Source organism: Telluria sp. ZT3P26 (assembly GCF_059686035.1).
The window spans coordinates 1,378,608-1,390,045 of sequence record NZ_JCASII010000001.1; the positions used below are offsets into that span (position 1 = coordinate 1,378,608).

Annotated in this window: 10 protein-coding genes; 6 read left to right on the plus strand and 4 right to left on the minus strand. The window is 63.6% G+C overall.

Annotation, left to right across the window (positions count from 1 at the left end; genetic code table 11):
• The first annotated feature begins 122 nt into the window (after positions 1–122).
• Entirely contained in the window at positions 123–1,016 is an 894-nt protein-coding gene (locus AC56LN_RS06080) for an alpha/beta fold hydrolase (RefSeq protein WP_499570432.1), read from the plus strand.
• 826 nt (positions 1,017–1,842) lie between these two features.
• On the opposite strand, the gene AC56LN_RS06085 is transcribed toward AC56LN_RS06080, so the two are convergent.
• Positions 1,843–2,337, minus strand: coding sequence for a hypothetical protein (locus AC56LN_RS06085; protein WP_343025425.1), 495 nt, complete (start codon positions 2,335–2,337; stop codon positions 1,843–1,845).
• A gap of 500 nt (positions 2,338–2,837) precedes the next feature.
• Between AC56LN_RS06085 and corA the strand changes: the two genes are divergently transcribed.
• Entirely contained in the window at positions 2,838–3,818 is a 981-nt protein-coding gene (corA, locus tag AC56LN_RS06090; RefSeq protein ID WP_499570434.1) for a magnesium/cobalt transporter CorA, read from the plus strand.
• Between the two features lie 15 nt (positions 3,819–3,833).
• Here the strand turns inward: corA and AC56LN_RS06095 are convergent, their stop codons facing one another.
• Positions 3,834–5,210 carry an ATP-binding protein gene (locus tag AC56LN_RS06095; protein WP_499570435.1) on the minus strand — a complete coding sequence of 459 codons (1,377 nt, stop codon included), beginning with the start codon at positions 5,208–5,210 and terminating at the stop codon, positions 3,834–3,836.
• Entirely contained in the window at positions 5,200–5,862 is a 663-nt protein-coding gene (locus AC56LN_RS06100; protein WP_499570436.1) for a response regulator, read from the minus strand. Before AC56LN_RS06100 ends, AC56LN_RS06095 begins: the two co-directional genes overlap by 11 nt.
• A 160-nt stretch (positions 5,863–6,022) precedes the next feature.
• Between AC56LN_RS06100 and AC56LN_RS06105 the strand changes: the two genes are divergently transcribed.
• Positions 6,023–8,065 carry a glycoside hydrolase family 97 protein gene (locus AC56LN_RS06105; RefSeq protein ID WP_499570437.1) on the plus strand — a complete coding sequence of 681 codons (2,043 nt, stop codon included), beginning with the start codon at positions 6,023–6,025 and terminating at the stop codon, positions 8,063–8,065.
• A 164-nt stretch (positions 8,066–8,229) separates the two neighbouring features.
• Here the strand turns inward: AC56LN_RS06105 and AC56LN_RS06110 are convergent, their stop codons facing one another.
• A complete protein-coding gene (locus AC56LN_RS06110) occupies positions 8,230–8,358 on the minus strand; it encodes a hypothetical protein (RefSeq protein ID WP_499570438.1) in 129 nt (42 codons plus the stop codon).
• On the opposite strand from AC56LN_RS06110, the gene AC56LN_RS06115 reads away from it, so the two are divergent.
• The 3 genes from AC56LN_RS06115 to AC56LN_RS06125 all read left to right on the plus strand — a co-directional run bounded on the left by AC56LN_RS06115 (position 8,357) and on the right by AC56LN_RS06125 (position 11,325).
• A complete protein-coding gene (locus AC56LN_RS06115; protein ID WP_499570439.1) occupies positions 8,357–9,508 on the plus strand; it encodes an MFS transporter in 1,152 nt (383 codons plus the stop codon). The genes AC56LN_RS06110 and AC56LN_RS06115 overlap by 2 nt on opposite strands.
• Positions 9,509–9,554: 46 nt before the next feature.
• Complete coding sequence (locus tag AC56LN_RS06120; protein ID WP_499570440.1) at positions 9,555–10,388, plus strand: PhzF family phenazine biosynthesis protein; 834 nt, start codon at positions 9,555–9,557, stop codon at positions 10,386–10,388.
• 178 nt (positions 10,389–10,566) lie between these two features.
• On the plus strand, positions 10,567–11,325 hold the full coding sequence (locus tag AC56LN_RS06125; protein WP_499570441.1) for an N-acyl amino acid synthase FeeM domain-containing protein: 759 nt from the start codon (positions 10,567–10,569) through the stop codon (positions 11,323–11,325).
• Positions 11,326–11,438: the final 113 nt, after the last annotated feature.

The window sequence follows — 11,438 nt, forward strand, 5'->3', positions numbered from 1 at the left end:
TTGCCGAATGTCAGGTTCGTGTAAGGACAAAAGCGCACGCGCGGACCGGTCTTTTTTTTTCAAACGGTGGCCGTGTATAGTCGATCTTGCGGCAGCACGCCGCTCACCGGATACGAGAGACGATGACAGCACTATTCCCCCATTTTCGCGCCCTGCAGGTCGAGACCGAGCCCACCATCACCATCAACGCCATCGTCGGTGGTTCCGGCCCGCCGCTGCTGCTGCTGCACGGGCACCCGCAAACGCACGCCATCTGGCACCGCGTCGCACCGCGCCTGGCCGAACACTTCACGGTCGTGGCCTGCGACCTGCGTGGTTATGGCGAATCGTCCAAGCCGCAGGGCGCGCCGGACCACGCCAACTACAGCAAGCGCGCGATGGCGGCCGACATGGTGGCGGTCATGCAGTCACTGGGATTTGCCACGTTCCGCGTGCTGGCCCACGACCGCGGCGCGCGCGTTGCGCACCGGCTGGCGCTGGACCATCCGCAGGCCGTCGAGCGGATGGCGCTGCTGGACATCGCGCCCACGCTGGCGATGTACGAGCAGACGTCGGACACGTTTGCGCGCGCCTACTGGCACTGGTTCTTCCTGATCCAGCCGGCGCCGCTGCCCGAGCGGCTGATCGAGGCCGACCCCGCCGCCTACGTGCGCGATGTGATGGGCAAGCGCAGCGCGGGCCTGGCGCCGTTCGATCCGCGCGCGCTGGCCGAGTACCAGCGCTGCCTGGCGTTGCCAGGCGCCGCACACGGCATCTGCGAAGACTATCGCGCTGCTGCGACGATCGACCTGGAGCACGATCGGGTCGACCGCGATGGCGGGAACCGTCTGGCGTTGCCGCTGATGGTGTTGTGGGGTGAGCAGGGTGTGGTGGGGCGCTGTTTTGATCCGCTCGCGGAGTGGCAGCGGGTGGCCGCTAATGTGCAGGGCGGGGCGCTGCCGTGCGGGCATTACATTGCTGAGGAAGCGCCGGATATGCTGCTTGAACGCGTGCTGCCGTTCTTCGCGCAACGCTGAACCGGAGGGTAGACAGCATCGAGATAGGCAGTCGATATCTGCGCAGTAGTGACCCTCCCCGAATGCGAGGCGGAGTGGCTTGTCGGCGAGCACGAAAAACTTGCGTGATTGCCCTGGCATTTCGCGATCCCGAATGGTATTCGCGAAAACACGCTTGGTGTCTGCTTGAATAAAAAACCACAGCTATCATGCGATTCTGTGCGAGCGCCTTGTTGGCCAGTAGATCCGTCGGCGGAAACCTGACCGGCCAGGCCGCCGTCGACCCCTTGCTCCGCGCGCACCGGGTCGACGTGGCTCAGCTCATCGCCAACGATGACGGTAGCGCTGACGACATAGAGGCCTGCTAAAGTGCACCTACTTGTTCTCCTGAGACCGCATAGTCCGGGTCAGGGTTAGGTGAGAGATAACTTTGACTATGTCGGCGTTTTGCTAACAGGGCACGCTGGGAATACCCTTTCCACTGATTAGATCAACACCGACCCAGCACCGATAACCCATGCCCGTCTCAGAAGCCTTGAGCGCTGTGAAGGTACACTGAACTGCCCCTTTCGCCCGCTCACGGTCGCCGTTCGATGTGCTGCACATATCTTGCGCGCGTGCGTCGGTACCAAGCGAGTCAAAAATTTCCTTGGCTGCCTGCCCCCTGATCAGGATGCTCAATTTGCGATCTTTAGCTGTAGGGGCCTCACTGTACGCGACAGTTTCACCAGAAAATATTCGATAATTTGCCCCGGGTATCGGAGTCCACCCGCCTGGCGTATCGGACGCCAGCGCAGACAGCGTGGCCAATCCGCACACGGCGATTGCTGAGATAGCGCGTCGCATATCATCCCCTTAGTCCGACATGAAAGTGGTCGTGATGGCCCCGCATAGGGCGAACGAACGGTATCGACATGTCGTTGAACCAGACCACTTGGACTGGTGTGAACGCGCGAAACAACTCGATAATTTTGGTGGTTGCTGCTCGGTCATACTCTGGAGAGAAGCAGCTTACCGGACATTCGACGCCGTCTTTGCGAATAGGCCGTAAGTCAACTTGTAGCCCATCCAGATGAGTAGCATGCTCGCCATCGTCGCGCATGTCGGCTCGGCTGATATTGCCAACACCAACGCGGCGCGGATCTATCTTCTGCCATTCGTGCGCTACACGCAGGATGGCGGTCATCATGATTGGGTGGGCGTATTGGTACCCGCCACGATCAGGTCTTTTATCCATCGTGCCGTAGGTGTAATAACCAACATCACGAGCCGCTCGCGGCAGCATGAAGAACCCGCGCGAATCTTGGGTGGGCCGCAGCGGATCAGGTTTCGGGTCAGTCATGATCACTCCGGCTAAGCGCACGATTTGTTGCAGGACAGATCCCATCCATCAGCAGTTTGGCCAACTTCGCCGCCGTCGATTCTCTGCTGCGAGTTTTTCCATTTCACTTTGCTAAACTGCAGGGAGACGTGGTCAATCAGAAGCATCCCCTCGGTCCCCTCGATATGCAAATAGACGTCAATCGCCATGTTGAGCTTTCAAGAAATGGGGAGGTAGCCAATTTTGAACTCTTCCCTTGCAGCGCAATTTGGCGTGCCACAAGCTAGTCCGCGTTGTTGCTCGGACTCCAGTCCGCCGAGATGCGACGCTTGAAGGTCCTGCACCGTCCGGCACCGCCAGAGCCGTGCTGACAGTTTCGCCGCATTTTTGACAAAATTTTTACGCGGCGCTACGTAGAATCGCGACCACGATCAATTTTGCACGACGAGACCGCATGACTATCCGCCGAGACATCGCCAGGAGCAGCAATCCTGGCCAGCGCGCATTGAAGGAGCCGATCCGTGAATGAAGTGGCGGCGCGCATCAACTGCACCGTGTATCGGAAGGGCGTAAAGCTGGAAGAGATCCGGATCGAGGACATCAGCGTCGCGCTGGAAGACGAGGACACCTTCGTCTGGCTTGGCTTGTTCGAGCCGGACAAGGAATTGATGGACATGGTGCAGGACGAATTCGACCTGCACGACCTGGCGGTGGAAGACGCGCGCAAGGCGCACCAGCGGCCCAAGATCGAAGAGTATGGCGAGAACCTGTTCGTCGTGCTGCATACGGTGTCGCTCGTCGAGCAGACAATCCACTTTGGCGAGACGCACGTGTTTGTCGGGCCGCGCTTCGTGATGACGATCCGGCATGGCAAGTCGAACGGGTATCGCGCGGTCCGCGAACGCGCCGAGAGCGTGCCCGCCAAACTCGCGACCGGCCCCGGGTACGTGCTCTACACGATCATCGATTTTATCGTCGACCATTACCAGCCATGCATGGACATGCTGCAGGACCGGTTCCGCCAGGTGGAAAAGGCGTTGTTTCTGCCGAATCCCTCGTCGGACAACCTGGAAGAGTTCTACAACCTGAAAAACGAGTTGCTGTCGGTGCATGCGGCGGCTGCGCCGTTGATCGACATCTGCAACGAGTTGCTGCGTTTTCACGGCGACATCATTCCGGCAGAAAACCGCATCTATTACCGGGATATTCTCGACCATGTCGCGCGCGTGACGCAGACGGCAGACCGGATCGGCGAGATGATCAATGCCGCCATGCAGGTGTCGCTGGCGCAGGTGACGATTCGCCAGAATGACGTCGTCAAGCGCCTTGCCGGGTGGGGCGCGATCCTGGCGGTGCCGACGATGGTGTTCAGCCTGTACGGCATGAACTTCCAGCACATGCCGGAGCTGGCCTGGCGCTGGAGTTATCCGGCAGTACTATTCGGGATCGTCGCCGGTTGCGCGCTGCTGCACCGGCGCCTGAAGCGCATCGGCTGGTTGTAGGCACCGCCCGGAAAGCTAGCCCACCGCGCCAGTAAACGTGATGGTCGCGCACACGCCGCGCCCATGCTCGCCAGCCTCCAGCGAAATCGTGCCGCCATTTCTCGCCGCACCCCGTTCAGCAATCGCCAGCCCCAGGCCGGAACCCAGCTGCTCCTGCCCCGGCACCCGGTAGAACCGCTCGAACACCTTGTCGCGCAGGTCGGGCGCAATGCCCGGGCCCCCGTCGCAGATCGCCAGCCGGTAGCCCTGCGCGGCGCGGGTCAGGCGCACCATGATGCGGCCATCCCGCGGTGAATACTTGATCGCATTGCTGATCAGGTTATCGACCGCCGACGCCATGCTTTCCAGATGCAGCGGCAGCACGCCGCCGGCGTCCGGGGCAGCGTCGAATTCGATCTCGATATTGCGTTGCACCGCCAGGTGCGCTGCCGTTGCCACGCGCTCACGAACGAAATCGGCCACGTTCGTCAGCGGACAAGCCTGCGCCACCTGCGGTTCGGCCCGTGCGCGTTCGAGCGCCAGCAACTGGTGCACCGTGTGCGTGGCGCGTGCGACGCCGCTGCGCAGACCGGCCGCCGGTTCGGCGCAGCGCTCGGCCATCTCGGCGCCAGCGCGGCTCATCAAGACGTGGGCGTTGATCTGGATGGCGGCCAGCGGCGTCTTGAGTTCGTGCGCGGCGTCGGTGAGGAACTCGTGTTCGTGTTCGATGCGCTGAGAGAGGCGATGCATCAGGCCGTTGATCGCCACCACCAGCGGCGAGAGCTCCTTGTACTTGGAGTCGGGCAGCGGCGTCAGGTCGGCATCCGTGCGCTGGGCGATGCTCGACGCGATCGAGCGCAGTGGCCGCAGGCCGATGCCGACAATCAGCCACGCCGGGATCAGCAACAGCGGCAGGCTGAAGAAGGTCGACGACAGCAGGAAGCTCACGCCCCAGATGGTCAGCATCCATTCGTCGTCGACTTCGTGGCGGCGCTCGACGACGATGCGGTTGTCCGCGTCGTGCGCCGTCCAGCGTACCCACCCGTAGGCGCCGCGCGTGGCCTTTTCGGGCAGCACGTCCGGCAGCGCCGGCATCGAGTTGTAGAGCAGGCGGCCATCGAGCCAGACCCGCACGCGCACGCGCGAGTGGTAATCGAGCTCCTTGAACATGCGCTCGCGGTTCACCTCGACCGCGGCGAGGGCCGGCAGCATGCGCTCCGGCCGGGCGCCGTTGTCCACCAGGTGCGACAGGATGTTGAGCGTGTGCGCCTTGTTTTCACTGAAGGTGCGCGTGCGCTGCGTGACCTTGGCTTCGTAGAACATCCATAGCACGCCGATGATCGCGACGCTGACGATCACGCCGGCAAAGCTGAACATCAGGCGCCGGAACAGCGAGGACTGTCTAAACGTCACGCTGCACCATGTAGCCGACGCCGCGCACGGTGCGGATCACGCCTTCGCCCACTTTCTTGCGCAGGTTGAAGATGTGGACGTCGAGCGTCTGGCTCTGGCCTTCGCCGGAGGGCAGGGCGCGCCGTTCGAGTTCAACGCGCGTGAGCACGCGGTTGGCCTGCTTCATCAAGGTGAGCAGCAGCGCAAATTCGGTTTTTGACAGCGTGACGCTCTGGCCGGCGCGCGTGACCAGCATGCGGTTTTCGTCCAGTTCGATGTCGCCCGCCACCCACAGGTTTTCTTCGAGCGCGCCGTGGCTGCGGCGCACGATCGCGCGCAGGCGCACCAGCAGTTCGGGAATCTCGAAGGGCTTGATCAGGTAATCGTCGGCGCCCAGGTCGAATCCCTTCAGGCGGTCCTGCAGGCTGTCGCGAGCGCTGATGATCAAGACCGGCAAGCGCACGCCTTCGTCGCGCAGCGCGCGCAGCACGTCGGTACCGTCGCCATCGGGCAGCCCCAGGTCGAGCACCACCGCGTCGAACGATTCGGTGCGCATGCGCGCGGCCGCGCCCTGGGCCAGGCGCAGCCAGACTGCCGTGTGGCCTTCGTCCTGGAACACCGACAACAGGGCCTGGCCGATCGCCAGGTCGTCTTCGATCATCAGAATTTTCATGCCGCGAGTGTATCAGTGCGCCGCGCTTCGGGCGCTGCAGCGAATCTTCAGATTCGCTTCAGCCGGGCGTTGACCGCGCATCCCCGATGCCGGACTATCCGGGGCGACCGCTTTCAGGTTGAAAATGCAACAGAAAACAAGACGAGACAGGAGACGAAGGATGCATACCAGTTTATTGAAGATGAGCCTCGTGGCGCTGGGCATGGTGATCAGCACCGGCGCGTTCGCCGCTGAAGACCTGATGGCCAGCGTCGAGTCGCCCGGCAAGGTGCTCAAGGTGTCGCTGCAGGTGGCCCCGGACGGGCGCCTGTCGTACCAGGTCGAGCGCAATGGCCAGCCGGTCATCGCGCCGTCGCGCCTGGGGTTCGTGCTGGCCAGCGACAAGCCGCTCGATGCCGGCTTTGCAATGGAGCGCCATCTCGTCACCGCGCATGACAGCACCTGGGAGCAGCCATGGGGCGAGCGCCGCACGGTGCGCAATCATTACAGCCAGCTGCGCGTGGACGTGCACCAGAAGAAGGATGGCCGGCGCCTTGCGATCGTGTTTCGCGTGTTCGACGATGGCGTGGGCTTCCGCTACGAATTCCCGAAGCAGGCGAATAACCGCGCCGTGCACATCGCCGACGAGCTGACCGAGTTCGTGGTCGCGCAGCCGGCCACCGCCTGGTGGCAGCAGGCCGGCGAAGTCTGGGCACTCGAATACCCGATCCAGAAGACGCCACTGCGCGAAGTGGGCATGGCCAATACGCCAATGACGGTCAGGATGGAAAACGGCACGCACATCGCCTTCCACGAAGCAGCGCTGGTCGACTACGCGTCGATGTGGCTGCGCCGGGTCGAGGGCCAGCGCCTGCGCGCGCACCTGACCCCGTCCGCCAATGGCGCGCCGGTCGTGCGTACCGGGAGTTTCACGACGCCGTGGCGCACGATGCAGATCGCGGGCGACGCTGCGGGCCTGTACATGTCGGACCTCGTGCTGAACCTGAACGAGCCGAACAAACTGGGCGACGTCTCGTGGGTCAAGCCATCGAAGTATGTCGGCGTCTGGTGGGACATGCACCTGGAGACCAAAACCTGGGCCGCAGGCGACCGGCTCGGTGCCACGACCGAGTACACGAAGCGCTACATCGATTTCGCGGCAAAGAACGGCTTCCGGGGCGTGCTGGTCGAAGGCTGGAATCCGGGTTGGGACAGCGACTGGGCCGGCAACGGTGCGGACATGGACTTCACCCGTTCCACTCCGCGCTTCGACCTGCCGGCACTGGCAGCGTATGGCAAGCAGAAGGGAGTGCACCTGATCGGTCACCACGAGACCGGCGGCAATATCGCGCACTACGAGAAGCAGCTGGATGCGGCGCTGCGCCTGTATGCAAAGAACGGCGTGGACAGCATCAAGACCGGCTACGTGACCGATGGCGGCGCCGCCCAGTTCATGGGCAAGAACGGCAAGGTCCATTTCGGCTATACGGATTCGCAAGAGGGCGTGCGCCATTACCAGAAGGTGGTCGAGGATGCGGCGCGCTACAAGATCGCGATCAACACGCACGAGCCGGTCAAGGACACGGGCCTGCGCCGCACGTATCCGAACTGGATCTCGCGTGAAGGTGCGCGCGGCGTGGAGTACAACGCCTGGGGCAATCCGGTCAACAGCGTCGAGCACGAGGCGAACCTGGTGTTCACCCGCATGCTCAGCGGCCCGCTCGATTACACGCCGGGCATCCTGAGCCTGGAGGGCAAGGACAAGAAGCCGTTCAACTCGACCCAGGCCAAGCAGCTGGCCAACTTCGTGGTGATCTATTCGCCGGTGGTGATGGCGGCCGACCTGATCGAGCATTACGATCGCTATCCGGGCGCGTTCAAGTTCATCCGCGACGTGCCGACCGACTGGGACGATACGCGCGTGCTGCATGGCGCCGTGGGTGAATACGCGACCATCGCGCGCAAGGATCGCAGCTCGAGCGCCTGGTACGTCGGCTCGGTCACCGATGGCAATGCGCGAACGCTGGATCTGCCATTGTCGTTCCTCGATGCGGGCAAATCGTATGTGGCAGAAATCTACCGTGATGGCGACAAGGCCGACTACCGCAGCGAGCGCCGCTTCGACCTGGTGATCGAGAAGCGCACCGTGAAGAGCACTGACACCATCAGGATGGTGCTGGCGCCGGGCGGCGGGCAGGCGATCCGGCTGGTGCCGGCGGGATAGCACCGCGCCAGTCGCGGCAAGCCCCGTCCCGTCGTTCCCGCGGAGGCGGGAACCCAAGTCGTTTGCCTGGCCACCAGCACCCAAGTTGGTGGCTGTTCGTGTAAAACTTGGGTTCCCGCCTGCGCGGGAACGACGTGGATATGGCAGTGGTGTATGCCAATGTGTCACACGTTGTCAGGATTTTTCGCATATCCTGTCGGACTGTTCTGTCCACCAGCGTCGTCCATGTCCACATCTTCTTCGCCGTCCAGCACCACCTCCGCAGTCACCCCGGCCGTTCCTGGCGCGGTCATGCAAATCCTTCTCTCGGTTGCCTTTGTCCACCTGCTCAATGATTGCGTGCAGGCGGTGCTGCCGTCGATCTATCCGCTCCTCAAGCACGAATTCAACCTGACCTTCACCCAGGTCGGCCTGATCACGCTGACGTTCCAGTGCACCGCGTCGCTGCTGCAGCCGTGGATCGGCCTGTACACCGACAAGCGGCCGATCCCGTTCCTGCTGCCGGCCGGGATGTGCGTGACGCTGTTCGGGGTGGGCCTGCTCGCGTGGGCCAACAGCTATCCGATGCTGCTGGTTGCTGCCGGCATGATCGGCGTGGGCTCGTCCACCTTCCACCCGGAAGCCTCGCGTGTCGCGCGCCTGGCGTCGGGCGGGCGCTTCGGCTTTGCGCAGTCGGTGTTCCAGGTCGGCGGCAATGCCGGTTCGGCCCTGGGGCCGTTGCTGGCGGCGGCGATCGTCGTCGGGCGCGGGCAGGCCGAGATTGCCTGGTTCATGCTGCTGGTGCTCGTTGCGGTGGCGGTGCTGGTGGGCGTGAGCCGCTGGTACAGCCATCACCTGATGAACATGGTCAAGAAGGCCGCGCTGCATGCCGGGCCGGCGCTGCCGCGCAAGAAGGTGATCCAGGCGCTGGCCGTGCTGGCGCTGCTGGTGTTCTCCAAGTACATCTACATGGCGAGCCTGCAAACCTACTACACCTTCTTCCTGATCGAAAAATTCAAGCTGCCGGTCGGCACCGCGCAGATGTACCTGTTCCTGTTCCTGGCATCGGTGGCGCTGGGCACGTTCGCGGGCGGACCGATCGGCGACAGGATCGGGCGCAAGCGCGTGATCTGGTTTTCGATCCTGGGCGCGGCGCCATTCACGATCGCGCTGCCGTACGCCGACCTGTTCTGGACGGGCGTGCTGTCGGTGATCATCGGGCTGGTGATGTCGTCGGCGTTCTCGGCCATCGTCGTGTTCGCGCAGGAGCTGGTGCCCGGCAAGGTCGGCCTGATCTCGGGCATCTTCTTCGGCCTGATGTTCGGCATCAGCGGCGTGGGCGCGGCCGCGATGGGCAGCATCGCCGACGTGCATGGCATCGCGCAGGTGTACCAGATCGCCTCGTTCCTGCCACTGCTGGGCATCCTGGCCGTGCTGCTGCCGCGCATCGACACACGGCGCTAGCGGCCGGGCGCTATGATGGATGTTTCCAACGACTGAGGAAGCATTCATGCGCCAGGACATTGAACGTCTCGCCGCCTTCGACGACCACGGCGAGGGCGGCAATCCGGCCGGGGTCTGGATCGGCGCGGCCTTGCCGCCGGTGACCGAGATGGCCGCCATCGCGCGCGACGTCGGTTTTTCCGAAACCGTGTTTGCCGCGCCCGAAGGCGAGGGCTGGCGCGTACGGTATTTTTCCCCTGCCTCGGAAGTGCCGTTCTGCGGTCATGCGACGATCGCCCTCGGCGCCGCGCTGGCGCGCCGGCAGGGCGACGGCCGCTTTGCGCTGACCCTCAACGCCGCCGCGATCTCTGTCGAGGGCCGGCATGATGGCGCGCGCATGCAGGCAGCGCTGCAGTCTCCACCCACCCGCAGCAGCCCCGCGCCGGACGCGCTGGTCGATGCAGCCCTCGCGCTGTTCGGCTACGGGCGCGCCGATCTCGATCCGCGCATGCCGCCTGCATGCATCCACGCCGGCGCCGACCATCTCCTGCTGGCGCTGGCCAGCCGCGCCGCGTTGGGTCGGATGGATTACGCGCTCGACGCGGGCAGGGCACTGATGCAGGCGCACGGCCTCGTGACGATCGTGCTGGCCTGGGCCGAACACGATCAGCTGTTTCATACACGCAACGCTTTTGCGTCGGGCGGCGTGCTGGAAGATCCCGCCACCGGCGCTGCCACGGCCGCACTGGCGGGCTACCTGCGCGATATCCGCTGGCCGCACGGTGGCCGGATCGCCGTCGTGCAGGGTGAAGACATGGGCATGCGCTCGCTGATTGCTGCCGAATTCGGGCCTGACACAGGCGGCCCGGTCCGGGTCTCTGGCAGCGCGCGGATGCTCTGACCGTCACGGCGATGATGCCGGCACATGGGGGCAACATCATCGCCAATCGACGCGGTTGTCCGCTCATTGAAACTGAAGGTGAAAAGTAGGTCTGCTCAGCAATTAGATTGTGCATACAGCCATTGATAATTGAATCCAGTAAATTTCTGTTTCAATCAATCAACTAAGGAGTGCCGCCATGGAGCAGTTCACCGCCGCCGTCATCAACCCAGCCACGCTGTCGCGACCACGTTCCGTGCGTCCCCCGGTCGCCGGCAGCGTGACTGAACGATTGCCGTTCACGATTCGCCGGGTCGAGACCCAGGCCGACCTGCTCAAGGCCGTGCGGATCCGTCACGCCGCCTATGCGCGCCACGTGCCCGATTTCGCACGGACCCTGTCCCAGCCGGAAGCGGCTGACTACGACGCCGACACCATCGTGCTGCTGGCCGAGTCCAAACTCGATGGCACGGCGATCGGCAGTACGCGTATCCGCACCAACCTGCACCGGCCGCTGGGCGTCGAAGAATCGGTGGTGCTGCCCGACTGGTTGCAGGGAAAGCGGCTGGTCGAGGCGACCCGGCTGGCGGTCGATGAAGGGCGCACGGGGCGCATGGTAAAAATTGCACTGGTCAAGGCCTGTTTCATGTATTGCCAGGACAACGCCATCGACTACTCGGTGGCGACAGGCCGCCCGCCGGTCGACCGCCAGTACGAGCAGATGCTGTTCGTCGATGTGTTCCCGGAAGACGGCCTGGTGCCGCTGCGGCATGTCGGGAACATCCCGCACCGCGTGATGGCGTTCGAGATCGCGACCTTCCAGCAGCGCTGGACCGAAGCGCGTCATCCGATGCTCGACTTCTTCTTCAACACGGTGCACCCGGACATCGACATCGGCCCGGTCGTGCGCCCGGCCGTACCGGACTGGTCTGCGCGGGAAGAACTGGCCGTCGCCTGAGACCGATTTCACGGCGCGGGATCGACGTTTGTTCAACTACTAAGGGCATGACGGCGCTACGCTAAAGCTGTATCCTTGCGCTTTAGGAGCCGTCGTTGTCCGCACGGTGGTCA